Here is a 26069-nt window from a genome sequence, read left to right on the forward strand (position 1 = left end):
GGCGGAGCCGTTTTACGTTTACAGGCTGCGGGGGCGCGCGGAACTTATTCGGCAAATGATGAAAGGAGACGATTCATTTTGAGATACGGCAAAATCGGCATAATGGGCGCGATGACGGAGGAAATCGAGCTGCTGCACCGCCACGTCGACGCAAAACATAAACGTTCCAAGGCGGGAATCGACTATGTGGAGGGAACGCTGCACGGCAAGCAGGTGGTATTCTGCAAATCGGGTGTGGGCAAAGTCAATGCCGCGGTGTGCACCCAGGTGTTGATCGATCAGGGCGTGGACTGCGTATTGTTCACGGGAGTGGCCGGCGCGCTGGATCCGGAGCTTGAGGTCGGAGACATCGTCATTTCAACAAGCTGCATGCAGCACGATATGGACGTAACGCCGCTCGGTTTTCCCCGCGGGGTCATCCCGTTCCAGGATCGGCCTTCCGATTTCGCGGCCGACCGGGCCCTCGTCGAGATGGCTGTCCAAGCGGCGGAAACGCTGTATCCGGGCAACTACCGCACCGGCAAAATATTGTCCGGCGACCAGTTCATCGCGAGCCGCGACACGGTCCGCTTTCTTCGCGAAGAAATGCACGGCACCTGCGCCGAGATGGAAGGGGCCGCTCTCGCCCAGGTATGCGCCATGAACGGCGTTCCCTATGTCGTCATCCGGTCGATGTCGGACAAGGCGGACGGCGGCGCGCCCGACAGCTTCGAGGCGTTTACCGTCCGGGCGGCCAATCGTTCCTATGCGATGATCGAGGAAATGCTGAAGCGTATGTGAGCGATGGTGCAATGAACATGCAAGGCGCGGATCAATGGATCCGCGCCTTGCTTTGCTGCCGGGTAATGATAAATACCCGCTATAAGTCCTGAACGGCGATCGCCTTTGTCTTGCGGTTGACGGCCTCGATTTCGGTGCGTCGGGGAATGGGCGTCCATGCGCTGACGTCGTCCAGCCATGTATCGGGCAATTGCACCGGGCTTTCCGGCGCCCAACGCCCGCGCCACTCGGCCGGCAGCGGCAGATCCGATGCGTTAAGCGCTTGCGCGATCGGATGGCCGGTCATCTCCAGCCACACGAGCGACCAGGCGCGCGGCACCACGCGCCAAATATCGTAGCCGCCGCCGCCGACCGCGACCCAGCGGCCGCCCGCATAGCGGTGCGCCAGGTCATGGATGACGGCGGGCATTTCGCGATAAATGGCCATGCTGCAATGGATGTGCGACAGCGGGTCGAAGGCGTGCGCGTCGCAGCCGTGCTGGCTGATGACGATGTCGGGCTTGAAGGCCGCCGCCGCTTTTTCCACCGTCTCCCGGAAGGTTTCGAGCCAGGAGTCATCCTCGGTATACGGCTCGACCGGCACGTTCACGCTCCGCCCGAAGCCCTCCCCGACGCCTTTCTCATGCACGAATCCGGTGCCGGGGAATAAATATTTGCCGGTCTCGTGGATCGAATAGGTGAACACGTCCGGATCGGCGTAGAACGCCCATTGCACGCCGTCGCCATGGTGCACGTCGGTGTCGATATACAGCACCCTGGCTCCATACCGGCGGCGAATATCCGCGATGGCGACCGCCGCGTCGTTGTATACGCAGAAGCCGGAGCCGCGATCCGGAAAAGCGTGATGGAGCCCGCCGGCCATATGGTAGGCATGCTCGGCCCGGCCTGACATGACGAGCTCGGCCGCCAGTACGGATCCGCCCGCGATCAGTGAAGCGGCTGTATGCATGCCGGGAAAAAAAGGCGTGTCTTCGGTGGTGAGGCCATACCGCTCCGCGGCGGCTATGTACGACGGGGCGGGCCGGTCAGCGCTTAAAGACTTGACGTGCTCGATATAATCGGAACGGTGTATGAGCGACAGCAGCGCGTCGTCCGCCGCTTTCGGCCGGAGGCGGCAAGCGTCGTCCAGCGCTCCGCACTTGCGGAGCAGATCGGTGGCGAGCTCCAGGCGCTTCGGATTGAACGGGTGGCTGTCGTTGAATTTATAGCCGGCTTCTCCGGCATGGTGGATAAATGCGGCTCTCGCCGTCATGTTCGGTCAACGTCCTTTCCGCAAGGTTAGGGTCAAGGGCCGGTCGGCGGATGCCTGCATGCGCAATCAATACATGAACCTGCCCCGGAACCGCACCCGGTCGAACTGCTCGACGGAAGCGAGCGGGACGTCTTTCCCGATGCGCACCATCAGGCAGTTTGCCGGATGGGAGCATATTTCGGGATCGTCCGTCGCGTACCAGATCATGTCGACGGATTTCATCAGCTTTTCCATCATCGCCCGGTACTCCCAGACGTTAAGGCCGCTGGACTCCAGATCCCAATGCCAATAATATTCGGTCGTGAAGACGATGACGTTCTCCAACTGACCGTCCGCGAAGGCGGTGCGGATCATCCTTTTGCCGAGGCCGACCCCCCGGTATGCATTCGCCACCTCGATGGCGCCGAGCTCGATGAGATCCGCCATCCGGCCTTCCGACCAGCGTTCCAGCTCATCCGGATAATGGAACGTCACATAACCGACGATTACGCCGCCGTGCCTCGCCACGATGATCCGCCCCTCCGGCAGCTCCGCAATCTCAATCAGCGCTTCATGCTGCTCCTTCGGCCGGCGAAAAGCGTCGAGGTCGGCGTGCATCTCCAGATCGCTCAGCGTGTGGGGCGGCACGGGCCCTTCCACGGCAATCTCGCCGAGCGGAGAACGAAACGAATCGGCCTGAAACGATTTCCGGTGTTCCACGGTATCGCCTCTATTCATTCGAAGATAACCGTATCGTATCAAATAAGAGAACCGAATGAAAGCGGTTGTAGGCGAACGGCGCGGCAGTATGCTATAATCGGTGTGGCGCCATAGCGGCGGGAGGCGCGAGATTCGTTTGTTCCATTTCTGTGCGAAGCCAAACTGTAAGCGCATACTTTAGGACCGGCACAGCCCTGTCGTCCGTACTTGTGGGAGGTTGATGCGAACATGGAAAATATGCATAACGAACGCATTCAAGCGACGGCACCGAACCCGAATTTGAGGCGATACGAGCAGGCCTGCGAGACCTTTCGGTTTGATGAAGCGGAGAAAGCTTTCTCCTGGCATGAAACCGGGAAGGTGAATATGGCCTATGAAGCAATCGACCGGCACGCACATACCGGTAAAGGCGACAAGATCGCCTTGTATTACAGCGATGCCGCGAGAGACGAGAAGTATACGTTCGCCGATTTAAGCCGGCAATCGAACCGGTTTGCGAACGTGCTGCGGAAGCTTGGCGTAGGCAAGGGCGAGCGCGTGTTCATTTTTATGCCGCGCACACCCGAGCTTTATTTCAGCCTGCTCGGCACGCTCAAGGTGGGCGCGGTCGTCGGGCCGCTATTCGAAGCGTTCATGGAAACGGCGGTGAAGGACAGGCTGCGGGATTCGGGCGCGTCGGCGATCGTCACGACACCTGCGCTGCTGTCGCGCGTGCCGAAGGCGGAACTGCCGGATTTGAAGCATATCATCGTGTTCGGCGACGATGTGCCGGCGGGCGAGGGCATCGTCGATTTCAAGGCCGAGATGGCCGCCGCGTCCGAAGAGGCCGAGATCGAGTGGCTCGAGCGCGAGGACGGCCTGATCATTCACTATACCTCGGGTTCGACAGGCAAGCCGAAAGGCGTCTATCATGTGCAGAACGCGATGATTCAGCACTATTACACCGGCAAGGTCGTCCTGGATTTGAAAGAGGACGATATCTACTGGTGTACGGCCGATCCCGGCTGGGTAACCGGAACATCGTACGGTATTTTCGCGCCCTGGCTGAACGGGGCGACGAATGTAGTCCGGGGCGGGCGCTTCAGTCCGCAGGATTGGTACGGGACGATCCGGAAATACGGCATCACCGTATGGTACAGCGCTCCGACCGCTTTCCGGATGCTGATGGGGGCCGGCGACGAGATTGCCGCGGGCTTCGATCTCTCGAGCTTGCGCCACGTGCTCAGCGTGGGCGAGCCCCTCAATCCCGAGGTCGTTCGCTGGGGCATGAAGGTGTACGGACAGCGCATTCACGATACGTGGTGGATGACCGAGACCGGCGCGCAGCTTATTTGCAATTATCCGTCCATGGACATCAAGCCGGGATCGATGGGACGCCCTCTGCCGGGCATTCAGGCGGCCATCATCGACGATGCGGGCAATGAAGTGCCTCCTTACCGGATGGGCAATCTCGCGATTCGCACGCCGTGGCCTTCGATGATGCGCAAAATTTGGAACAATCCCGCCAAATACGAAGAGTATTTCCGGATACCCGGCTGGTACATATCCGGGGATTCCGCTTATCGGGACGAGGAGGGCTACTTCTGGTTCCAGGGCCGCATCGACGACGTCATCAATACGTCCGGCGAGCGGGTGGGACCGTTCGAGGTCGAGAGCAAGCTCGTCGAGCATCCGGCTGTGGCCGAAGCGGGCGTCATCGGCAAACCGGATCCGATGCGGGGCGAAATCATCAAAGCGTTCATCTCGCTTCGCGAAGGCTACACGCCGTCGGACGAATTGAAGCAGGATATCGCCAAATTCGTCAAGGAAGGGCTGTCCGCGCACGCGGCGCCGAGGGAGATCGAGTTCAAGGATAAGCTGCCCAAGACGCGCAGCGGCAAAATTATGCGGCGCGTGCTGAAGGCCTGGGAGTTGAATCTCCCGACCGGCGACCTGTCCACGATCGAGGATTGAGCGTGACGGATATCCTTTGCGGCCTATCGTAATTTCCTTGACTGAGTGGAAACGTTATAGCTGAAAGGAGGAGAGAGGTTGGGCTGTTGGAATTCATCCAACAACTATCAAACCATTCTCTTCATTTTTTGGCTATGCTGGATTCTCTCCAACCGAATGTACGCACGGATAGCTCATGGCGGTGAAATTCGGCTTTTTCATTGGATGCTTTCCAATGTAAGCCGGCTTTTTGGCCAAGAGCGTTGTTTTGGATGGATGATTTCCAATCAACTAGCCATGAGTAAAAATCCGCAGGCAACCCGCCGACGGGTATGTACAACAAGTGATTGACTTGGCGCAGCCTGCCTGTCAGGGTTCCCGATACAACGTGAAGCCCCCGCATCCAATGCGGGGGCTTCGCGTTGCGTTCGTGCCGTGCCGGAACCGGTTAAAGCGGTCCGCTCTTTTAGTTCGGCGAGGCCGCCGGAGACGGATCCGATTCACCGTTTGCATTGACGGCGGTGACGCGGAACGTCCCTGCGGTGAACGGCGCTATATACTCGAACCGCGGTTCCTGCACCGTTCCGATCTGCCTAAATTGGCTCGTGCCGTTCTCGCTGTAATACACGATATATTCCCGGATTTGTTCCGATACCGGATTCGGCGACCACGACAGCTCGACGCCGATCTCGATGGATTTTACGGTCAAGCCTCCGGGAGCGGAGGGAGCCGGAACATCAAGCTCGCCGCCTGCGCCGTCCGGAGCCGGAACGCCCGCATCGGAGTCGGATAGCGGCGCCGTATCGCCGTCCCCCGAAGCCGCCGGAGGCGCCGAGGAGACGCCGGTTGCCGCTATCGCGCTCGGCACCGATTCCCGGCCGGCCACGTCCACCGCCGTCACATAGAAGCTGTATGCATTGCCGGACGAAATGTAGCTGATGAACCGGGATTGCTCGCCGACGACGATCGAATCGCCCGATTTCTGGAACGGACCGCCGTTAACGGAACGGTAAAGGCGGTAGCCGACGATATCATTCTGGCCGGCAGGCTGAAAGCCGATTCGCAGCGCGGCCGTCCCGTCAACGGGTTGAAGCGCAATGCCCGACGGAGGCGACGGGTTGCCGCCGTCATCTGTGCGCGGATCCACCTTGGACGGAGCGTCGAGATCGGCATCCGCCGGCAAATAAAAAGACATCGGCTGCCGACTGTCCGCAGGCAGCTTCTCCTGCGCGGCGGCAATTTCCTCGAACAGCACATCGAGCGGTTTCTCCCGTCGCACGACGGTCCGTTCGCGAACGAAGTCGGACGGCGTCGTCGGCTGTGCGATATAATTGATGCCGTTGTATGGAATGAATGCCATTTTTACGATCGCGTCATCGTCTTCTTTCGGCAAGAACGACTCATTGAACCAGTCGGTGACGAGTCGGCCCATCTGCTTCGTCAGGTCGGTCGGACGCTTGCCGCTGACGCCGGATACCGTCGCCTTGACGACGCCGTCCGGCTTGGAGAACTCCCGGGTGGCGAACAGCTCGGGCTTGGCCGCAACGACCTCATTCATGATTTTGGCCCAGATTTGTTGCGCGCGCCGCTTGCCGTCGCCGGTCAACGCGAAGATTTGCTGTTCGTAGCCCGCCCACACGCCGAGCGTAATATCCGGCGTAAAACCCATAAACCAGACGTCGCCGTAGCTTTGGGTCGAACCGGTTTTGCCGGCGACCGGAATGCTGCCGCCTTTAAATTCGCGTTTGACGGTGGAGCCGGTTCCGTTCGTAATCACCGTCCGGAGCATATCCGAAACCAGGAAAGCCGTTTGCTCCGAAAATACGCGTGCAGGCTTCGTCTTATGCTCATACACCACTTTGCCTTTTCCGTCCGTAATTCTGCTGATCATGTAGGCGTCGTTGAAAACGCCGCCGTTCGGGATCGCGCTGTAGGCGTTCGTCAGCTCTTCCACCGTCACGCCTTTGCTCAGTCCGCCGATGACGCCGGTTTGCGCGTAATCGTCTTCCGCTTGGATCGTCGTAATGCCGAGCTTGCGGGCGAACTCCCAAGCTTTCGGGATCGTCACCTTATCCAGGAAGAGCTTCAACGCAGGCAGGTTGAGCGAGCGGTTGAGCGCTTCGCGCGCAGTGACCAGCCCTCTGTAATTGTTGGTCGCGTTCCGCGGAATGTGAAAGCCTTTTTGACCGTCCTTCAACACGATCGGCGCGTCATCCAGTATGCTGGCAGGCTGGATGAGACCGGCATCGATTGCCGGCAAATAGGCGGCGATCGGCTTCATGGTCGAACCCGGCTGCCTCGTCATCTGGGTCGCATAGTTCATCTGCTCGAGATAGAAATCGCGTCCCTCAAGCATGCCGAGAATCGCGCCGGTGTTGTTGTCCAGCATGACGGCCGCCGCCTGCTCGACGCCTTTTTCCTTGCTGTCCGGCGTAAAATTGTCCGGATCCGAGCCGATTGCGCGCATCAGGTTGTAGATCTTCTTGTCGATCGTCGTAAAAATATGATAGCCGCCGCGAAGCAGCGATTCGCGCGCCTCCTCGAGCTTGGCCGCGTTCTCGGGCTTGCGGATCTCCCCGAGCGTAAGCGACGGATCCTGCTGCATCATCATGATTTCCGCCGCCTGGCGCTCCGCTTCGAGCATCAGGTAGGGAAACGTGTTGTATGCTTTCTTTTGCGGCTTCGCCAGTGACGAACGAATATCGAACGCCAAAGCTTCTTCATAGGCTGCCGCTGTAATTCTGCCGGTTTCGAGCATGCGGCGCAGCACCAGTCTCTGCCGGTCGATCGCAAAGCCGATCCCTTCCTCGTTGTATTCGCCCTTACTGTTAAAGGCGGTATAAGCAGAGGGACGCTGCGGCAAGCCGGCCAGATAGGCCGATTGGGCAATGTTCAGGTCGTTCAGGTCGTTGATATTGAAAATGCCTTTGGCGGCTGCTTTGATGCCGTACAGATTATAGCCCGAATAACCGTTGCCGAACGGCACCTTGTTCAGATAGGCGGCTAAGATTTCTTTTTTGGTCAGAAACCGCTCGAGCCGCAGCGCGAGAAAAATTTCCTTCACCTTCCGGCTGTCCGAAACGTCGAGGTTGAGGAAAACCCTGCGCGCAAGCTGCTGCGTCAGCGTGCTGCCTCCGGTCTGGATTTCTTCGTTCAGCAGCTTCTGCTTCAACGCGCGGCCGAGGCCTTTGACGTCGACGCCGATGTGGTCCTCGAAATTATTGTCCTCGATCGCCAGTACGGCGTCGATGACCGATTTCGGCACATCGTCCAACGCGACCAAGCGCCGGTCCTCCTCGGTCCGAAGCTGGCCGACGGGCGTGTTGTCGTTAAAATAGACGAAGCCTGTGGTGGCGTTTTCACCGATCTTCGCTTCGATCGTGGACCGCGGGCGGACCGGGTCGTCCTTCACGAGCGACGCTACGTAGCCGGTAAGCGCACCGCCTGCGAACAGGGCGATCAGGACGCCGAAAATGAACAGCCATTTGAATGTGATCCACGCGACCAGACCGAATGTGCGCCATCCGCTTCTTTTTGACGGCTTATGTATTTCTTCCATGATGATTTCCTCCTCCAAAGCCACGCATCCCATTATAGCACATTATGCCGGAAACGGTCATACCATTTACCATAATTATGTAAATATCCATCTGCATGCGGCAAGTGTTGACTCGGGCCGATCGGCTGTGGTATAAAGCTAATAATATGAATTGAAAAGCGATGACGGGCATAAGTAGCCTGCGCCATCCGCATTCAGAGAGCCGGTGTTCGGTGGGAACCGGTTGCGGAGCGCATGTCGAATTACAGCCTCGAGCCGAACGGTTGAACCCGGCGCAATGCCGTCAGTATGCCCTTCCGGATGCGCCCGTTACGCGCAATGAAGTGAAAGCGATCATCCGTCCGGCTCCCATGCGGCACCGATCCGGCGGCGGACGCTTTAACGAGGGTGGTACCGCGGGCAAAATCCTTCTCGTCCCTTGAGGCAGAAGGATTTTTTTGTATTTTGGGCGAATGCGGAGGGTTGGTTATGGCAAAAGAAGAACAGTTATCCGCGGCGCAACGGGCGGAAATCGAGCGTCAGCTCGAGGCCATCCGGCGCGGCGTGGTGGAAGTCGTACCCGAGGAGGCGCTTAAGGAGAAGCTGGCGGATCATGTCCGGACAGGAAAGCCGCTCAAGGTGAAGCTGGGGCTCGATCCGTCCGCGCCCGACATTCATGTGGGCCACACGGTCGTGCTGCATAAGCTGCGGCAGTTCCAGCTGCTCGGACATGAGGTGCAGTTGATCATCGGCGATTTTACCGGACGGATCGGCGATCCCACGGGCAAATCGGAGACGCGCAAGCAGCTGACGGAAGAAGATGTGAAGCGCAACGCAGAGACCTACCAGAAGCAGATTTTCAAAATTCTCGATCCGGCGAAAACGACCGTATATTACAATTCCGAGTGGCTCGGGCCGATGACGTTCGCGGACGTCGTCGGGCTGGCCGCCAAGCTGACCGTCGCCCGCATGCTGGAGCGCGACGACTTCACGAAACGGTACCAGTCGGGACAGCCGATCAGCATCCATGAGTTCTTTTACCCGCTCATGCAGGGCTACGATTCGGTTGCGCTGGAGAACGATGTCGAGCTCGGCGGCACCGATCAGAAATTCAATCTGCTGATGGGGCGGACGCTGCAGAAGGAATACGGCAAGTCGACCCAAATCGCGGTCATGCTGCCGCTGCTGGAAGGGCTCGACGGCGTAAACAAGATGAGCAAAAGCCTCGGCAATTACATCGGCATCGACGAGGAGCCGAATGAAATGTACGGCAAGGCGATGTCCGTGCCGGACGAGCTGATGGCCAAGTACTATGAGCTGGCGACGGATATCGGCAATGAGGAGCTTGCGAGGTTGAAGCAGGGACTCCAGGACGGAACGGTTCACCCGCGCGATGCGAAAATGAAGCTTGCGGCGACATTCGTCCGCATGTACCACGGGGAGGAGGCAGCGGCCGCCGCGGAGCAGCATTTCGTCACCGTGTTCCAGCAGCGCGCCCTGCCGGATGAAATCGAAGAGATCGAACTGCCGGACAGCGAGCTCGAGGGCGGCCGCATCCGGATCGTGAAGCTGCTGACCGCGCTCGGCCTGCAGGCGTCGGGAAGCGAGGCGAAGCGCAGCGTGCAGCAAGGCGCGGTGAAGATCAACGAAGTCAAAATCGGCGATCCGGGCGCGGAAATCGAGCCGCAGGACGGCGATGTCATTCAGGTCGGCAAGCGGAAGTTCGCCCGGATACGTCGGGCGTAGGGCGGCGGAGCCGATGTAAGCGACCGGGCTGCACGCGACGCGGTAAACGAAAGCAAAAAAATCCCCGGACCGATCGGTCCGGGGATTTTACGATTAACGGCTGTAGAACTCGACGATTTGCTTTTCGTCGATGTCTTGGGAGAGCTCGGCGCGCTCCGGCAGACGGACGAACTTGCCTTCCATCGCGTTGCCGTTGAATTCCACATACTGCGGCAGGTGATGACGGCCTTCAACCGCTTCCTTGATCGCTTTCATCGAACGGCTGCGCTCGCGCAGGCCGATGATGTCGCCGACCGAAACGGTGTAGGAAGCGATGTCGACCTTCTTGCCGTTTACCGTCACGTGGCCGTGTGAGACGAGCTGACGCGCGCCCGCACGCGAGTTGGCCAGGCCAAGGCGGTATACCAGGTTGTCCAAACGGCTTTCGAGCAGGATCATGAAGTTTTCACCGGCGATCCCTTTCATCTTAAGCGCTTTGGAGAACAGATTGCGGAATTGCTTCTCGTTCAAGCCGTACATATGGCGAAGCTTTTGTTTCTCTTGCAGTTGAACGCCGTAGCCGCTCATTTTCTTGCGTTGGCCGGGGCCGTGCTGTCCGGGCGGGAACGGGCGTTTCAATTCTTTGCCGGAACCGCTCAGGGAAATGCCGAGGCGGCGGCTCAATTTAAACTTAGGTCCTGTATAACGTGCCATTGTGGTGGTAACTCCTTCTTCAAATGGAATGTTTGAAAATGGGGTTATTGTTTCGCCGAGCGTTGTCAATGATTCCGATCCGGAATCCTGACGGGAATGCCAGCCGCTGTCCCGACAGTGACAACCTCCGTGAGGGTGACACAAAACCTTATCCCGTTATTTCAACAATCAATATTATAGGTAAATCATATGAAAAGTCAAGGGGGCGGGACGGTAGCTTTGAGGAAAAAACGTTGGGCGGCCGCAAACGCTAAGCGGCAAAGACTTGAATTCCAATTATTCACTAGGCCCTAAGACCCTTTTATATTCTTGTAAACTAGTGCAATTTTCATACAAATAAAGTATGATAGAGTTAACGATTACGTTTTTTATGTGGTGCAAAATCGACGTCCGCGCGGCGCAATATCTGCGGAACGAAGGAGCGAGGAACAGCTATGAACGAACCGTTGCGAACCGACCGAGATGTTCACGTTCACCAGCCTTCGAACCGTTTCTTGGGCGGAACCGGGAGCGATCCCGGCTCGGCGGAGACGGACGCGTATGCGCTGGAAGCTCCTTTTCTCGCCCCGCTTTTAATCGAAAGCTTCAGGCAATGGGCGGCCGATTACGACGCCCTGCCCGTTTTCGGCGAAGGAGCCGCGCTCCTGTTCGATCTCTCCCGCACGCTGCTGTCGGGCCACGGAAGCACCTCGCCTTCCTCCGAGGAGCAAATCTCGCTTTGCGTCCAGGAAGCGCTTCGTACGGGCGGCCCGGCGGAAGCGCCGGTCGAAAGCGGAATGCTGCTGCGCGCCGTACCCGTGCCGCATCGTTCCGAAGGAAAGCCGATTGCGGCGCTTGTTTTCCTCCTGCCTCTGGGCCCCGACCCGGAAGGGAGAAGGGCGATGCTTTATGCATGCGCGCTGGACTTCCGGAGCCGTTTTCATATTCTGTTCGAAAAGCGGCTGGTGGAGCAAGCAATGGAGCGGCAGCGTGCGCAAGATAAAGAAGCGGCGCGCAAGGACGCCTTGTTTATTGCCGCGAAGCGGCTGCATGACCAGATCGACGTGCCTTCCGTGTTGAAGGAAACGATTCTGAACCTTGAATCGCTGTATCCCGACTCGGAGGTCGATCTTCTGCTGTCGCAGGATTACGCCTCGGTGGACGTCCGCGTGAAGCCGCTCGTTTTCAAGAACGCCGCTGCCGACATCAGCGCGCGCGCCTTCCTTGAGGGCAAGCCGGTTAAGGAGAAGGGAGAGGGCGCGATCCGGCTCGCCGTCCCGTTGTCCGGCAAGCAAGCGGTTTACGGCGTTCTGCTGATGACGGTTCCGGCCGGGCAATGGGAGGAGAACGACCTGCCCGATTTTGTCATGCTCGCCGATACGGCCGGATCCGCTTTCGAGAACGCCAAGCTCTATGAGCAGTCCAATGTGCTGATCGGCGAGCTTCAGCTCATCAACGAGCTGACGAAGCGGCTGAATCAGTCGCTGCGTTTGAAAGAAATATTCCAATTCGCTACAAACGAGCTGCTTCAGGTATTTCATGCGGATTTCTGCTGCGTGCTGCAGCTGAACAAGGAAACCAATCAATTCGTTGTGATGTCCTCCAACATCCCGGCGCTGATGGGAGAACAATTCTCGAAGGAGTACGGCTTCTGCGGCATGGTGTACCGCAGCAAGGAATCGCTTATCATTTCCGACTATCACGGAACGGGGCAGGTCGCTTCGAAGCTGATGGACCTGACCGCGTCGCGCTCGCTGATCGCCTCGCCGATCATGGTCGGCGACGATGTCGGAGGCGTCATCCTGGTGGCGCACCGCAACGCGAACTATTTCTCCTACGACAATTATAAGCTGCTGCAGGTATTATCCACCCATATCGGGCTTGCGATCACCAACGCATCGCTTCACGCCGAGGTGCGGCGGATGGTGATCACCGACAACCTGACCGGCCTGCATGCGCGGCATTACCTGAATGAGCAGATCCAGCTGCGGCAGCGCAAGGATCCTTGCGGGTCGCTTATTCTCGTCGATATCGATTACTTCAAGAAGGTCAACGATACGTACGGCCACCAGATCGGCGACCGCATTCTCGTGCAGGTCAGCGATGTGATCAAGTCGTGCATCCGCGACAGCGATATAGCCGCCCGCTGGGGCGGCGAGGAGTTGGCCGTCTATTTGCCGAAGGTGCGCACCGAACAGGCTTACCGGATTGCCGACCGCATCCGCAGCCGGGTTGAAGGCGAGACCGATCCGAAGGTCACCGCTTCCTGCGGCGTCTCGGAATGGACGTTCGAGGACGAGAAGATCAGCCCGGAATCGTTGTTTTACCGCGCCGATATGGCGCTGTATGAAGCGAAGCATCACGGCCGGAACCAGGTGTTCGTCGGCTGACGCGCAAGCGGGACCGTCCCATCGGGGACGGTCGTTTTTTTGCACGCAAAGATTTATTTCCTCATTTTTTGGGCATTATTTGCCGCAAAGCGGCCGTGTGGAATAAGAAGCGCCGGGAACGGGAGAAGCTAACAGCCGTCAGCCTAATCTGGAATTACGATACGGAGGGATTTGCGCGTGGTTCCGAACCTTACGGGCAACGGCCGGAAGGCCGGGCCATTATTCCATGCGTTCATCTGGAGCTTGCTCCCGGCTCTGTTATGCGGCGGGTGCGCCGACCCGCATCGCGCGAGGTCGCCCGAGGAAACGCTTGCGATTGCGGCCGCGGGCCTGTCGGGAGTCGACAGGTACGATTTCCGGGTGCGAACCGGCTTGGGCTACGGACAAGCGCAACCTCGCATGACGGAGGAGTACGAAGGCAAGGTTATCGGGCATTCGAAGCGGACGGTTCGCCGGACCGCCAGGGGGAACGAGGGCGCGGGCAACGCGAAGGGGTCCGGGCTGCGCGATCCCGCCGATCGGCTCTCCACCGTTCGGAAGCTCGCGGAAACGGTCGAATACGCCGACCCCGCCGAAGACGGACCGAACCTCACGCTGCGCATCCGCCTCCGGCCCGACTCGGCCGCGGAGGCTGAGGCCGCTTCTCTTCGCGCGGAATTTGAGCGGTCGGCCGAAGCCGCCGGATCTGAGACGATCCGAAATGCCGCAGGCGGGGCAAAGGCCGATCAAACGCTGCGAAGGGCGGTCAGGGAGGAAATCGCCGCTTCCCGCCGCAGGCTTGAGGCCATGCTTCGCTCGCTGGAAGTGGACGATGTGGTGGAGCTGTCGGTTGACGGGAGCCGCATGCTTCCCGTCCGGATGAAGGAAACCGTCGTCATGCGTTATGAAGCGGACGGAAGGCAGAGGACGGAGAAACGGGTGACGTCCGTCACATTCGCCGGCTTCGACGGCAAGCCGGTTGCCGGCCGTGCAACCGAAGGTAAATCGTGATAGGATGTTGATATAAACGACAACGCGCCGAAAGCCGTAAACGGCGCGCGAACAAGGAGGAGATTCCGGTGAGGGATCCGCGTTTGCAGAAGCTGGCCGCCAATCTGGCCGGATACTCGATCGACGTTCAGCCGGGCGAGAATGTCCTGATCGACATGATCGGCTCCGAAAGGGAGCTGGCGAAATGTCTCGTCGAAGAGGTGGCGAAGGGGGGCGGCCGCCCGTTCGTCGAGACGAGCGACCGCTCCGTGCTTCGTTCCCTTCTCATGAATGCCACGAAGGAGCAGATGGAGGTATGGGCCGATTACGATATGCGCCGCATGCAGGCGATGCAGGGCTATATCGCTATCCGCTCGGGCGAGAACGTCAATGGGCTGTCGGACGTGCCCGCAGAGAAAATGCGGCTGTATGAGCAAATCTACCGTCATCCGATACATAGCGAGCAGCGGGTGAAAAAAACGAAATGGGTCGTGCTGCGCTATCCGAATTCGTCCATGGCGCAATTGGCGAATATGAGCACGGAGGCGTTCGAGGATTTCTATTTCGATGTGTGCAATCTCGACTACGCGAAAATGGACCGCGCCATGGAACCGCTCGAGGCCTTGATGAACCGCACCGACAAGGTCAGGATCGTCGCGCCGGGAACGGATTTGACGTTCTCGATCAAAGGCATCGGCGCGAAGAAATGCTCCGGCCACCGCAACATTCCGGACGGCGAGGTGTTTACCGCGCCGGTGCGCGATTCGGTCAACGGGACGATCGCCTACAACACGCCGAGCATCTACTCGGGCATCACGTTCGAGAACATCGTGTTCACGTTCGAGAACGGCAGAATCGTAAAGGCGGAGAGCAACGATACGCAGCGCCTTAACGAAATTCTCGACATGGATGAAGGCGCGAGGTATATCGGCGAGTTCAGCATCGGATTCAACCCGCACATTCTGCACCCGATGAAGGATATCCTGTTCGATGAGAAAATAGCGGGCAGCCTTCATTTCACGCCCGGGCAAGCTTATGAAGAAACCGACAACGGCAACCGCTCGTCGGTGCATTGGGATCTGGTGCTGATTCAGCGGCCGGAATACGGCGGCGGCGAGATCCGGTTCGACGACGCGCTGATCCGCAAGGACGGGCTTTTCGTCATTCCCGAGCTGGAACGGTTGAATCCGGAGCATTTGAAATGAAAATGTTAGCAAACGTAACCGTTGCCCCCTTGTGGCAAGCGGGAAATCAAGGTATGATTGAAAAAAGCCGTACATTACTCGATGTGGAGGGATTCTCATGTCCAACAACGCTGCAATTGTAGATATCTCCCAGACAGCCAATCAATTTCGTTCCTCGATCGTTCTGCAGGCGGAAAACAAGTACATTGACGTGAAAAGCATTCTTGGCCTGTTCACGACGCTTGTCAGCGGCCATTCGTACGAGCTGCACGTCCATGGTCCGGACGCCGAGGAAGCGAAAGCGGCGATGTCCGAGGTTTTTGCGAAGCATAACCTCAACGTGTCGGTCGTGGCGGACTAGCCCGCGCGATTACAACCGGATAAGATGACCGATGAGCGCCCTTTTCCGCGAGGAGGGGCGCTTTCCCGTTTTGTCCTTGTGTATTGGGGCGATTTCGTCTAATATAAAAAGTATAAAAGACGGCTAGGATTGCGCAGGGGGGTAGTACCGTGTCTTCATCTGATGTGATGGTGCATTTGCACCAAAAGGCGCTTCATCTTCTTCAGGAAGATGCCGACAAAATCGAGAAGCTCATCGAAGTCCAGATGGAGAATTTGACGACCCGTCAATGCCCGCTGTACGAGGAAGTGCTGGATACCCAGATGTACGGCTTTTCGCGGGAGGTCGATTTTGCGGTGCGTGCCGGATTAATCCCCGAAACGGCAGGCAGGGCGATCTTAAGTGAGCTCGAACGCAATTTGGCGCTGCTGTACGAAGCGCTTAACCAAAAAAAGTAGTCTCCCATGGAGACTGCTTTTTTTTGCTGCCGCGGTCCGGACCGGGCCGGATGGCGTCAGACAAGGTAAAAAGCGAAGCCGAGAATGACGTAAACCATGAGCAGCAGGACGCCTTCGTACCAGTTCGTCCGGCCGTCCCGCGAGATCGAGGTGGCGATAAACACGGATACGCCGATGGCGGCAAGCTCGATCGTGGTGAAGACGATGTCCATCGAGCGGCCGGGGTTGAACAGGAGGCTGACGAAAACGAGCACCGGCGCGACGAACAGCGCGATCTGCAGGCTGCTGCCGATCGCGATTTCGACGGCGGCGCCGATTTTATTTTTCATCGCGAGCAGGACGGCGGCGCTGTGCTCGGCGGCGTTGCCGACGATCGCGATCACGAATGCGCCGACGAACAGCTCGGACAGGCCGAATCGCTCCGTGAACGTTTCAAGCGTACCGACGAGCCATTCGCTGACCAGCGCCACCATGACCGTCGACAGGACGAGGAACAGGATGGACGTCTTTTTCGACCATGCGGGCTGCTCGCCGTGATCGGCGGAGGTTACTTCGTTCTCGGCCAGCGTGTCCTTATGGGTGATCATCGAGAAGATAAGCCACAATAGGTAAGCGATAATGAGAATGCCGGCAACGGTCAGGCTCAGGAATTGATCTTTCTCGAACGAGAATTGCTACACCTTGACGAATATCGCCGGCACGAACAGGCCGATCACCGCCAGCATCATGAGCGTCGCGTTGTAGCCTGCCAATTGGATATTGTAATGCTGCTCCTTGTATTTCAGGCCGCCGAGCAGGATGCTGAGGCCGAGCACGAGCAGAAGGTTGCCGATAATGGCGCCGGTCAAGCTCGCTTTTACCATATCGAACAAGCCTTCCTTGACGAGAAAAATCGCAATGATCAGCTCGGCCGCATTGCCGAACGTCGCATTGAGAAAGCCGCCGAGCCGCTGGCCCGCGTAATGGGCTACGCTTTCGGTCGCCTTGCCCAGGAAGCCGGCGACGAAAAGGATCGCGATAGCGGATAACGCGAATTCAATGACCGGGCCCCACCTCATGTAATTTGCCGCGCCGCTCAGAACAAAAGTGACGACCAGTGCAATGTAGAACCCATTTTTTCTCATAGCGGCCAACCCCCTCATCGGAATAAACGATTTTCAGGACATATCGTACTTAATATATGCCAATTTATCCTGCTTCTAAACTTTACCTTGCAGCGGTATCGGTGAATCTTGCTTCATACCGGTCCATCCTATAAAATGGTTACAGATGGACAATGAGGAGTGAGTCAGATGACCGAAGACCTTCAAACCGGCAACATCCGCATCTCCGACGATGTGGTCGCAACGATTGCGGGCCTAGCCGCTCTTGAAACGCCGGGTATCGCCGCCATGTCGGGCGGGATTTCGGAAGGCTTGGCCAAACGGCTCAGCGGCAAAAACGCGCAGAAGGGCGTCTCGGTCGAGGTCGGTCAAGTGGAAGCGGCCATCGACCTGCGCGTGATCGTGCAGTACGGCATTCCGATTCACGAGGTGTGCCGGCAGCTGCAGGACAACGTGAGGGAAGCCGTGCAGAACATGACCGGTCTGCTTGTCGTCGAAGTGAACGTGAAGGTTGAAGGCGTCGCGTTCCGCGAGGATGAGAAGGAAGACGCGGCTCAGAATCATCGTGTGAACTGATCGGAATGAAAACCGACAAAACGGTCCGCCTAGGCGGACCGTTTTGTCATGTGCCCCGAAGAGGTTACCTCACGGTGCGGAAGCGCGCCGCTTCTTGCCGGCTTGTCCGATCCTTGCGTTCCTGGCCGACAGGGCGGTTGTACTCCCGTGAAATGCTCAGCAGGACGCCCATGGCGGCCAAGGTGACCAGCATGGAGGAGCCGCCGTAGCTGATGAGCGGAAGCGTAACACCGGTGATCGGGATGGCGCCCGTGACGCCGCCGATGTTGACGAACGCCTGCACCGCGATCATGCTCATGATGCCGACGCCTACCACAGTGCCGTAAATGTCGGGGCAGCGAAGAGCGACAAGCAGACCGCGCCAGATAAAGAACAAATAGGTGAGCAGGAAAAGCAGGCTGCCGATAAAGCCGAATTCTTCCGCAATGACGGCGAAAATGAAATCATTGTAGGGAAAGGGAAGATACTTCAGCTTCTGCACGCTGTTTCCGAAGCCGGCGCCGGTAAGACCGCCGTGTCCAAGCGCCTGCAGCGACTTGGACAGATTGTAGCCGCTGTCCATTTCATCCTGCAGCGGATCCATATAGGAGGTGAACCGGTCCATCCGGTATGCCCAAGGGTCAGGATTCGCGATCATGGACACGCTGACGATGACCGTCACGACGATCGACAGGGTAACGCCTGCCAAGAACAGCTGCTTCAGATTCGCCCCTCCGGCCAGTATGATGATTCCGGCGCTGCTGGCAAGAATGAGAGTGGAGCCGATGTCGGGCTGCAGCAGAATCAGACCGCATATAACCCCGACCGTCCCCATGACGGGAAGAAGCCCCCGCTTGAATTCCCTGAACTTCTCGCCCTTCTTGACGATAATGGCGCCGAGATACAAGATGATCGCCAGCTTGGCGAACTCCGTCGGCTGAACGCCGAAGGAGCCGATGCCGAACCAACTTCGGGCGCCGTTTCTCGTTTCCCCGATGATCGGCACCAGAATCAGCATCAAGACGACGGGAATAAACAAGAGGACGTGGCCTTTTTTATACCAGTTATACCGGATGTTCATCGCCGCCAGCAGCATGAGGGAGCCTAGCGCCACCCACATCAGCTGGCGTTTGGTGAAATAAAGCGCGTCGCGGTTGAACTCGTCGGAGGTGACGGCGATGTTCGAGCTTGCGCTGAACACCATAACCAGTCCGAAGCCGACGAGCAGAAGCGTTAAAATCAAGAGCAGAAAATCCGGCCTGCCCCGCGGATCGGTCCGGGCTTGTTTCATAAGCGCTTCACCGCGTTACGCAAGCAACGCTTTCAAATCTTGCAGGCGTTGATTGGCCGTATTCAAGATCGGCTGCGGGATCGGGGATTCGTATTCCATGCCGTGCGGGAACGTGGCGCGGCCGATATACACCGATTCGACGGCCAACACGGCGTGCGGGGATTCCAGCTTGCCTTCGACTGCGCGGGTGTTGATGCGGAGGAAGTAATCCTCCTGGTTCGTACGGTCTTCAAGCTTAAGGTCGTATGTAGCGCGGTAGTACTCCCATTGCCAGCGAACGAAGCCCAGCTTCCCGGCGGATTCGTCCAAATGAGCGAGGTCGCTGGTCATGCCGTTCAGGCCTGTATTTTCGATGATCATTCGTAAGTCCTCCTTCAATAAGTAGCGCGAAAAAGCTGCTTGCCAGCATCACTATTCATATTAGTATGTTTCCCCAGCCTGCGCAACCCTCAACTCAGGGGGAGCCGGTCGCGAAACCTGTCATTTGTGCGAATTGTCCGCGTTTGCAAACGGGGGCGGTTTCTTTGCGGCGGAGGATTCTGGTACACTGGTCATATGGATCGCCGCGCGTGGCCTATCGGATTCGGGCCGCCGCGGCGCAGAAACCGACAGGAGGCATGACGATGCGGACAACGGCCAACCCGGAGGAGGAGCTGCGCCGGCTATTTCCCGAGATGGTGGAGTGGCGGCGCCATTTGCACCGGAACCCGGAGCTGTCGTTTCAGGAAAAGAAGACGTCCGCGTGGATCGCGGACCGGCTTCGGGGATTCGGCTGCGAAGTGAGGGAAGGAATCGGCGGTTACGGCGTCATGGCGGTCGTTCGCGGCGCGCTGCCGGGTCCCGCGGTGGCGCTGCGCGCCGATATCGACGCCCTGCCGATCGAGGATGAGAAGACGGTGGCGTACCGGTCTTCCGTTCCGGGCGTTATGCATGCTTGCGGCCACGACGCCCATACGGCCGCGCTTTTGGGAGTGGCGCGTTATTACACGGACAACCGCGCCGCACTAACGGGCGACCGCGTGCTGCTGTTCCAGCCCGCGGAGGAGGTGGCGCCGGGCGGCGCGGTCGCCATGATCGCGGACGGAGCGCTCGGCGGCGTCGACGCCGTTTACGGGGTGCATCTATGGTCGCCCTTGGCATTCGGCAAAGTGGCGACGAAAGCCGGCCCCCTGATGGCGGCCGTGGACGATTTCTATATCGATATTACCGGCAAAGGCGGGCATGGCGCGCTGCCGCACCAGACGGTCGACGCCATCGTCGCCGGCGCCGCGGTCGTGCAGGCGCTTCAGACGATCGTAAGCCGCAGCGTCGATCCGCTCCAGCCGGCGGTCGTTACGGTCGGGTCGATCCAGGCGGGCAACGCGGTGAACGTCATCGCCGACACCTGCCGGCTTGGCGGAACCGTGCGCACGTTCGACGAAGGCGTAAGAAAGCTTGTCAAAGAGCGGCTTCGGCTGATCGTGGAGCAGACCTGCGCGCTGCACGGGGCGGGCATGAAGCTCGACTACCGCGAGGGTTACCCCGCCCTCGTCAATGACGCGCGCGAGGCCGCCCGATTTTTCGAGGTCGCTCCTCGTTTGTTCGATCGGGAGCAGGTCGAGGAGGCCGAACCGGTCATGGCCGGCGAGGACTTTGCCTATTACTTGCGGGAAGTGCCGGGGTGCTTCCTGTTTGTCGGGGCGGGGAACGAGGCATGCGGAGCGGTCCACCCGCACCATCATCCGCGGTTCGACGTGGACGAGCGCGGCATGCTGGTATCCGCCGCCTTGCTGATTGCACTGGCCGACGATTACGCGGGCTCGGACAAGACCGGCCGCGGGAACGGCGCGGCCGAGCCGCAACCAGCCGGATGATAAGGATTGCCAAAGCGGCCCCCGCATGCCGGCGGCCCGGACGGGTGAAGCTATGCCTGGGACGGTGAAATGCCATTTGCGGCATCCCGCCGCCGGACATCGGCTAGGAGGGGTAATATGGCTAAGACTGTAAGGGAAATCATGTCCACCGATTGCGTGACGGCGTCGACGAAGGATAACATTTACGAGCTTGCCGTATTGATGAAAAAGCACGATATCGGGTTCGTGCCGGTCGTGGAAGGCAAGAAGCTGGTCGGCGTCGCGACCGACCGCGACCTTGTTCTCCGCGGATACGCGGAGAAGCATTCCGGCTCGACCGCCGTATCCGAAGTGTTGACAACGACGGTCAAGACGATTCCGTCCGACACGACGGTCGACGAAGCGGCGAAGATTATGGCGCGGAATCAGATCCGCCGGCTTCCCGTCGTCGACAACGGCGATCTGGTCGGCATCGTAGCGATCGGCGATCTCGCGGTCCGGGAAATTTTCGTCAATGAAGCAGGCGAAGCGCTCAGCGACATTTCTGAGCATGAGCATCGGGAACCGCTCGGCCACGTTCATTAACAGGCGGTTGGATCTTCCTCCGGAGACGGGCGCGTTCCCGCCGCCGGAGTTTTTTGTGCGGCAAGGCATGGATGGGAAGGACGGGAGAGGGGACAGATGAGACAGGCGGCAGGGGCGCGAAGGGCGCTGTTATTGCTGTTGGCGGTGCTGCAAACGGCTCTTGCGGCATGCGGCGCCGGGCAGATGGCCGTCGACCCGGCGGGGTGGCAACGGCTGCTTGACGATTACCCCGAATTGGCGGGGCGGCGACCGGAGCAAGCGGCGGTCGGCCGGATTGTGGACGGCGACACATTCGAGACGGCCGACGGGCGTAAAGTGAGGCTCATTGGCGTGAATACGCCCGAAACGTATGGGGAGACCGAGCCTTATGGCGAGGAAGCGAAGGCTTTTGCCTTAAGGGAGCTGGGGGGCCGGCGCGTATGGATGTTCAGGGACGTATCGGAGACGGATCGCTACGGCCGCCTGCTGCGTCTCGTGTTCGTACAGGGCGAGGAGGAAATGTTCAACGAGCGGTTGATTCGCGAAGGTTACGCGCGGGTCATGACGTACTCGCCGGACGTTACCTATGCGGAACGGTTCGTGCGCGGCGAGCGGGAAGCCAGGGAGAGCGGACGCGGCCTGTGGGGCCGAGAATCCGGGCAGGACGGTCCGGCGCCGGGGGGCGAAGGGACGGCCGCAGGCTGCAAGGAGCCGTTGATCAAGGGAAACATCACTTCGCGCGGCGGGAAAATCTATCACGTGCCCGGTAGTCCGAATTATGAGCAGACCAAGGCGGAACGGATGTTTTGCACGGTGGAGGAAGCCGAGGCGGAAGGCTTCCGCGCGCCGAAGTGACGGTTGACCGGACCGTAAGGCGGTGCGGGCGATTGTACAGGCTGCCGGCCCGGTATCGGCGGCCTGTTCGCGTCCATAGGCATAAAAATGCGGGAATTCCTTCATAATGACTAGTACAACCACTGGTCCGGAAGGAGAATGACCTATGCTGCGATACGACGGCCCGCTGATTGTGCAGGCGGATCGGCAGGTGCTGCTCGACGAACGGCACCCGCGCGCGAATGAGGCGAGAGAGTCGCTCAGCCGGTTCGCCGATCTGGTGAAAAGGCCGGGCGACCTGCATACATACCGGATCACGCCGCTGTCCGTATGGAATGCGGCGGCCGCCGGCGTGACGCCGGAAGACATAGCGGATTGCCTTGTCGGGTACAGCCGGTACGATGTGCCTGCAAGCCTGCTCGACGATATCGGGCGGCTGACCGGCCGATACGGCAAGCTTCGACTGGAGCGGCGGGAGGACGAAATCGTGCTTGTGACGTTCGATTCCGCCATGGCCGCCGAGCTCGGCGAGCTTGCCGGCTGGGCAGAGAAGCGCCCCGCGGCAAGCGGCGTGTTCGAGTGGACGGTTCCGGTCGAGCGTCGGGGCGTCTTGAAGCAGGAACTGATCCGCCGCGGCTATCCGGTGCTCGACCTGGCCGGCTATCATCAAGGCGAGTCGCTGCCCGTCGAGCTGAGAGAACGGACGGCGGGCGGCCGCCTTTTCTCGCTGAGAGACTACCAGGAGCGGGCGGTCGATTTGTTTTACCGCGAAGGGGACGCGCACGGGGGCAGCGGCGTGCTCGTGCTGCCGTGCGGCGCGGGCAAAACGGTCGTCGGCATGGCGGCGTTAAGCCGTCTTCGCTGCGCCGCGCTGATCCTGACGTCCAACGTGACGTCGGTCAGGCAATGGAAGTCCGAGCTGCTGGACAAGACGACGTTGACGGAGGAGGAGGTCGGCGAATATGCGGGCGATTCGCGCGAGGTCAAGCCGGTGACGATCGCCACATACCAAATCATGACGCACAGGCGCTCCAAGGAAGACGGCTTCGTACATATGCATCTGTTCGGCGACCGCGATTGGGGACTTATTATTTACGACGAGGTTCATCTGCTGCCGGCGCCCGTTTTCCGGATGACGGCGGACATCCAGGCGACGCGAAGGCTGGGGTTGACCGCTACGCTCGTGCGCGAGGACGGGCGGGAGGAGGACGTGTTCTCGCTGATCGGACCGAAGCGTTTCGATCTGTCCTGGAGGACGCTTGAAGCCCGCGGCTGGATTGCCCGGGTGACGTGCGCCGAAATCCGGGTGCCGCTGGAGGGCGCGCAGGCCGACCGTTACGCATCGGCCGAGCCGCGGGCAAAAAATCGGATCGCAGCCGAGAATCCGGCCAAAGCCGAGATCGTCCGCGAGCTGCTCGGACTGCATCGGGAGCGTTCCGTGCTGGTCATCGGACAATACCTGAATCAGCTGAAAAAGCTGGCCGGCGCGATCGGCGCGCCGCTGATAACGGGCGAAACGCCCTATGATGAAAGAGAAGCCCTGTATGGCCGGTTTAAAGCCGGGGAGGTGCCGGTTATCGTCGTCTCCAAAGTCGCCAATTTCGCCGTCGATTTGCCCGATGCGGCGGTAGCGATCCAGGTATCGGGCAGCTTCGGATCGCGGCAGGAGGAGGCGCAGCGCATCGGCCGGATCATGCGCCCCAAGCCGGGCGACAATGCGGCCTGGTTCTATACGCTTGTTTCGGAGGGGACGAAGGAAACGGAGTTCGCGCTGAAAAGGCAGCTGTTCCTGACCGAGCAAGGCTACGAGTACAGGCTTGTCCGGCGCGGCGGCGGAGAAGCCCGACCGCTGCGGAAGGAGGCGGCGGAATGAATGTGAAAGAGCTTGCCCGCCGGCTCCCTTCCGACGTGATCGCGGCATATGCGGCTTCGGAAGCATGGTGCGGCAGTTGCGCCGACGGGACGGATTGGATCCGGTCGGCTGCGGATCCGCGGGAGGTGTCCCGCGCGCGCAGCCGTCTGTCCGCGCGCGCGGCCGGCGCGCTGACGCTGGTCGTATGCCGGTACGGTCCGCTGCCGTTTGAAGCGGAGGCGTTCGCCGAGGCGGCGTCTGCCGCCGGGGTGCTGAGCAAGGCCGAGTCGAGGCTCGGCCTCGAAGAGCTGCGCGCAAGCGGCATTATGTTTACGGTGCGCAAAACATGGGGCGACCGCCTGCATTTTTTGCCCGCCGACGCTTTCCTTGCCTGGACGGGGCAGCTGCTGCCTTTCGCGCCCGAGCCGATTGCGCCGGAGGCGGCGCGGGCCGTGCGGACGCGGGACGGATATCGTTCGCCTTACAGTCTGCAGCTTCTGCAGGCGATGGCTTCGCTCTCCAAGGCGGGCTTATCGGTGACGGCCAAAGGCGTGCTCCACAAGCGCGCGGTGGCGGCGGCGGAAGCCCGGCTTGAATTCGGCGGCCCGGATGTGGAGCCGCTCGGCTTGCATTTTGCGTATCGCGACGCTTATCCGCCTGCGTTCGCTTTATGCCTGGATGCCGTGATCGGACACGGCTGGCTTGCATGGAAAAGCGACGCCGCCGTGTGGGATATCGGCAAGCTTGCCGGATGGCTCGGGTGTTCGGCCGATGAAAGGGAGCGCCGGCTGTATGTTTGGTGCATCGGGCGTTATGCCGCGTACAGTCTGAAATTCGCGCATGCCGCCGCGGCGCTTGCGGCTCTCTATAGCGGCAGCTGGTACCGCGAGACCGATCTCGATCACTGGCTGGCCGCCGCGCTGCCGCCGGGAACCGGGGAAGGGTGGCGCGGCTGGCTGCAGGCATTAAGCGCGTTAGGCTGGCTGCAACGGGGGACATCGGCCGGGGGAGAAGCGGTGTTCCGGCCGCTGTTGTCGGCGCACGCCGGCGAGCCCGAAGAATACCGGCCGGAGCTGGAGGAACCGATTCGCCTGCAGCCGGCCGGCGGTATCGCCGTTCCTCCCGGAACGCCGTACAACGTCCGCTGGGAGCTTGAGCTGCTCGCGGAGCAAACGGCTCCTGGGCCGATGGCGCTCTACCGGTGCTCCGCCGGGACGGTGGCGCGTTATATCGACGACGGGCGGACACGCGAAGAAGCCATAGCCCTGCTGGAGCGGGCGTCGGGCGAGCCGCTCGGCGCCGAGTGGCGCGGCTTGCTGGAAGCGTGGGCGGCGGGGGCCTGCCGCACGTCGTTGGCCGAGGCCGCGCTCCTGTGCTGCGACAGCGCCGCGATCGCCGACAGGGCCGCGGCGGAGCCGAAGGTCGCGCCGCTGCTCGGCGAACGGCTCGGGGAGCGCCATTTTCTCGTCGAGCGGTCCGACTTGAAGGAGCTTCAGAAACAGTTGGAGCGCGCCGGCCTTGCCCCCGGTAGAAGGGGCGAGGGACGGGCGCCGCATCCCGGATCTTTTGACGGCGCCGATCGGCGGGAGGCGGACAATGCCGGGGCCGTAGCGTCCGTTGGTCCGGGCGAAGCTTCCGACGCCCCGTCCGCAGATGGCGCAGGTCTCGTATATCCGTCGTTTCCGATGCATCTCTATGCCCTGGATACCGCTCCGGCCGAGCCGGATCAACTGCTGCCCGGCCTGTCGGACGTACCGGCCGCCTGGGTCAAGCAGCTGCGGGAGTACCATGCGACGACACGCCGGGAAATCATAACGAAGGCGATCGAGCTGGGTATCGCCGTGCGGCTTGTTCGGGAGGGACGAACGCTTGATTTTGTGCCGGACCGGCTGCAGGAAGGCGCCGGCGTCTGGAGCGTGAGCGGCAAGCTTCGGTCGGAGCGCGGCGCGGAATCCGTCCGTTTGACGCCCGACATGTGGTCGGGCATGCAGCTCTGTGTACCCGATCGCCTGCCTCTTCGTAAAAAGACGTCTCTATTTTCATGATTTCATGATATGATAGAGGGTAATGAAATACAG

The 26069-nt window shown here is 60.0% G+C and carries 20 protein-coding genes, 1 pseudogene and 1 other annotated feature; of the genes and pseudogenes, 14 read left to right on the forward strand and 7 right to left on the reverse strand.

Going from position 1 to position 26069, the window contains the following annotated elements:
- The first annotated feature begins 78 nt into the window (after positions 1-78).
- Positions 79-780 carry a 5'-methylthioadenosine/adenosylhomocysteine nucleosidase gene (locus RWM61_RS07260; protein WP_313999001.1) on the forward strand — a complete coding sequence of 234 codons (702 nt, stop codon included), beginning with the start codon at positions 79-81 and terminating at the stop codon, positions 778-780.
- A gap of 79 nt (positions 781-859) precedes the next feature.
- Here RWM61_RS07260 and RWM61_RS07265 read toward each other — a convergent pair whose 3' ends face one another.
- Complete coding sequence (locus tag RWM61_RS07265) at positions 860-2032, reverse strand: acetoin utilization protein AcuC (RefSeq protein WP_313999003.1); 1173 nt, start codon at positions 2030-2032, stop codon at positions 860-862.
- Positions 2033-2098: 66 nt separating this feature from the next.
- On the reverse strand, positions 2099-2731 hold the full coding sequence (locus RWM61_RS07270; protein ID WP_313999005.1) for a GNAT family N-acetyltransferase: 633 nt from the start codon (positions 2729-2731) through the stop codon (positions 2099-2101).
- A gap of 228 nt (positions 2732-2959) precedes the next feature.
- Here RWM61_RS07270 and acsA point away from each other — a divergent pair, with 228 nt between their 5' ends.
- A complete protein-coding gene (acsA, locus tag RWM61_RS07275) occupies positions 2960-4684 on the forward strand; it encodes an acetate--CoA ligase (protein ID WP_313999007.1) in 1725 nt (574 codons plus the stop codon).
- Positions 4685-5129: 445 nt separating this feature from the next.
- On the opposite strand, the gene RWM61_RS07280 is transcribed toward acsA, so the two are convergent.
- Positions 5130-8222 carry a transglycosylase domain-containing protein gene (locus tag RWM61_RS07280; protein ID WP_313999009.1) on the reverse strand — a complete coding sequence of 1031 codons (3093 nt, stop codon included), beginning with the start codon at positions 8220-8222 and terminating at the stop codon, positions 5130-5132.
- 152 nt (positions 8223-8374) lie between these two features.
- Positions 8375-8644, forward strand: a binding site (T-box leader).
- Between the two features lie 46 nt (positions 8645-8690).
- On the opposite strand from RWM61_RS07280, the gene tyrS reads away from it, so the two are divergent.
- The gene (tyrS, locus tag RWM61_RS07285) at positions 8691-9947 is read left to right on the forward strand and encodes a tyrosine--tRNA ligase (RefSeq protein WP_313999011.1); all 1257 of its coding nucleotides are present in this window, start codon (positions 8691-8693) and stop codon (positions 9945-9947) included.
- A 93-nt stretch (positions 9948-10040) separates the two neighbouring features.
- Here tyrS and rpsD read toward each other — a convergent pair whose 3' ends face one another.
- Positions 10041-10640 (reverse strand): 30S ribosomal protein S4, encoded by a 600-nt coding sequence (gene rpsD, locus RWM61_RS07290; protein WP_313999013.1) that lies wholly within the window; start codon positions 10638-10640, stop codon positions 10041-10043.
- 434 nt (positions 10641-11074) lie between these two features.
- On the opposite strand from rpsD, the gene RWM61_RS07295 reads away from it, so the two are divergent.
- From RWM61_RS07295 to RWM61_RS07315, 5 genes are all read left to right on the forward strand, one after another.
- Positions 11075-13009 carry a sensor domain-containing diguanylate cyclase gene (locus RWM61_RS07295; RefSeq protein WP_313999016.1) on the forward strand — a complete coding sequence of 645 codons (1935 nt, stop codon included), beginning with the start codon at positions 11075-11077 and terminating at the stop codon, positions 13007-13009.
- 177 nt (positions 13010-13186) lie between these two features.
- Positions 13187-13999, forward strand: coding sequence for a hypothetical protein (locus RWM61_RS07300; protein WP_313999019.1), 813 nt, complete (start codon positions 13187-13189; stop codon positions 13997-13999).
- 68 nt (positions 14000-14067) lie between these two features.
- Positions 14068-15183 (forward strand): aminopeptidase, encoded by a 1116-nt coding sequence (locus RWM61_RS07305; RefSeq protein ID WP_313999021.1) that lies wholly within the window; start codon positions 14068-14070, stop codon positions 15181-15183.
- Between the two features lie 97 nt (positions 15184-15280).
- Positions 15281-15523 (forward strand): HPr family phosphocarrier protein, encoded by a 243-nt coding sequence (locus RWM61_RS07310; RefSeq protein WP_313999023.1) that lies wholly within the window; start codon positions 15281-15283, stop codon positions 15521-15523.
- Between the two features lie 149 nt (positions 15524-15672).
- Positions 15673-15960 (forward strand): YlaN family protein, encoded by a 288-nt coding sequence (locus tag RWM61_RS07315; protein ID WP_313999025.1) that lies wholly within the window; start codon positions 15673-15675, stop codon positions 15958-15960.
- 56 nt (positions 15961-16016) lie between these two features.
- Here the strand turns inward: RWM61_RS07315 and cax are convergent.
- A pseudogene (gene cax, locus RWM61_RS07320) lies at positions 16017-17084 on the reverse strand (calcium/proton exchanger).
- Positions 17085-17252: 168 nt separating this feature from the next.
- On the opposite strand from cax, the gene RWM61_RS07325 reads away from it, so the two are divergent.
- Positions 17253-17639, forward strand: a complete 387-nt coding sequence (locus tag RWM61_RS07325) for an Asp23/Gls24 family envelope stress response protein (RefSeq protein ID WP_313999026.1) — start codon at positions 17253-17255, stop codon at positions 17637-17639.
- Positions 17640-17703: 64 nt separating this feature from the next.
- Here the strand turns inward: RWM61_RS07325 and ftsW are convergent, their stop codons facing one another.
- Entirely contained in the window at positions 17704-18909 is a 1206-nt protein-coding gene (ftsW, locus tag RWM61_RS07330; RefSeq protein WP_313999028.1) for a putative lipid II flippase FtsW, read from the reverse strand.
- 15 nt (positions 18910-18924) lie between these two features.
- Complete coding sequence (locus RWM61_RS07335) at positions 18925-19269, reverse strand: YugN family protein (RefSeq protein ID WP_313999030.1); 345 nt, start codon at positions 19267-19269, stop codon at positions 18925-18927.
- 263 nt (positions 19270-19532) lie between these two features.
- Here RWM61_RS07335 and RWM61_RS07340 point away from each other — a divergent pair, with 263 nt between their 5' ends.
- From RWM61_RS07340 to RWM61_RS07360, 5 genes are all read left to right on the forward strand, one after another.
- Complete coding sequence (locus tag RWM61_RS07340) at positions 19533-20762, forward strand: amidohydrolase (RefSeq protein ID WP_313999032.1); 1230 nt, start codon at positions 19533-19535, stop codon at positions 20760-20762.
- 117 nt (positions 20763-20879) lie between these two features.
- On the forward strand, positions 20880-21326 hold the full coding sequence (locus tag RWM61_RS07345) for a CBS domain-containing protein (protein WP_313999034.1): 447 nt from the start codon (positions 20880-20882) through the stop codon (positions 21324-21326).
- Positions 21327-21422: 96 nt separating this feature from the next.
- Positions 21423-22160: a thermonuclease family protein gene (locus RWM61_RS07350; RefSeq protein WP_313999036.1), complete on the forward strand. Its 738-nt coding sequence runs from the start codon at positions 21423-21425 to the stop codon at positions 22158-22160.
- 145 nt (positions 22161-22305) lie between these two features.
- A complete protein-coding gene (locus RWM61_RS07355; RefSeq protein ID WP_313999038.1) occupies positions 22306-24012 on the forward strand; it encodes a DNA repair helicase XPB in 1707 nt (568 codons plus the stop codon).
- Positions 24009-26036 carry a hypothetical protein gene (locus RWM61_RS07360; RefSeq protein WP_313999040.1) on the forward strand — a complete coding sequence of 676 codons (2028 nt, stop codon included), beginning with the start codon at positions 24009-24011 and terminating at the stop codon, positions 26034-26036. The genes RWM61_RS07355 and RWM61_RS07360 overlap by 4 nt, the downstream gene beginning before the upstream one ends.
- The last annotated feature ends 33 nt before the right edge of the window (positions 26037-26069 follow it).

Origin of the sequence: uncultured Paenibacillus sp., assembly GCF_963515335.1 — a bacterium.
GTDB lineage: Bacteria > Bacillota > Bacilli > Paenibacillales > Paenibacillaceae > Paenibacillus_I.

Excerpts from the sequence above, each read along its gene's own strand:
- RWM61_RS07265 (WP_313999003.1), bottom strand. The coding sequence starts at position 2,032 with ATGACGGCGAGAGCCGCATTTATCCACCATGCCGGAGAAGCCGGCTAT.
- acsA (WP_313999007.1), top strand. The coding sequence starts at position 2,960 with ATGGAAAATATGCATAACGAACGCATTCAAGCGACGGCACCGAACCCG.
- RWM61_RS07280 (WP_313999009.1), bottom strand. The coding sequence starts at position 8,222 with ATGGAAGAAATACATAAGCCGTCAAAAAGAAGCGGATGGCGCACATTC.
- tyrS (WP_313999011.1), top strand. The coding sequence starts at position 8,691 with ATGGCAAAAGAAGAACAGTTATCCGCGGCGCAACGGGCGGAAATCGAG.
- rpsD (WP_313999013.1), bottom strand. The coding sequence starts at position 10,640 with ATGGCACGTTATACAGGACCTAAGTTTAAATTGAGCCGCCGCCTCGGC.
- RWM61_RS07295 (WP_313999016.1), top strand. The coding sequence starts at position 11,075 with ATGAACGAACCGTTGCGAACCGACCGAGATGTTCACGTTCACCAGCCT.
- RWM61_RS07310 (WP_313999023.1), top strand. The coding sequence starts at position 15,281 with ATGTCCAACAACGCTGCAATTGTAGATATCTCCCAGACAGCCAATCAA.
- RWM61_RS07325 (WP_313999026.1), top strand. The coding sequence starts at position 17,253 with ATGACCGAAGACCTTCAAACCGGCAACATCCGCATCTCCGACGATGTG.
- ftsW (WP_313999028.1), bottom strand. The coding sequence starts at position 18,909 with ATGAAACAAGCCCGGACCGATCCGCGGGGCAGGCCGGATTTTCTGCTC.
- RWM61_RS07335 (WP_313999030.1), bottom strand. The coding sequence starts at position 19,269 with ATGATCATCGAAAATACAGGCCTGAACGGCATGACCAGCGACCTCGCT.
- RWM61_RS07340 (WP_313999032.1), top strand. The coding sequence starts at position 19,533 with ATGCGGACAACGGCCAACCCGGAGGAGGAGCTGCGCCGGCTATTTCCC.
- RWM61_RS07345 (WP_313999034.1), top strand. The coding sequence starts at position 20,880 with ATGGCTAAGACTGTAAGGGAAATCATGTCCACCGATTGCGTGACGGCG.
- RWM61_RS07350 (WP_313999036.1), top strand. The coding sequence starts at position 21,423 with ATGAGACAGGCGGCAGGGGCGCGAAGGGCGCTGTTATTGCTGTTGGCG.
- RWM61_RS07355 (WP_313999038.1), top strand. The coding sequence starts at position 22,306 with ATGCTGCGATACGACGGCCCGCTGATTGTGCAGGCGGATCGGCAGGTG.
- RWM61_RS07360 (WP_313999040.1), top strand. The coding sequence starts at position 24,009 with ATGAATGTGAAAGAGCTTGCCCGCCGGCTCCCTTCCGACGTGATCGCG.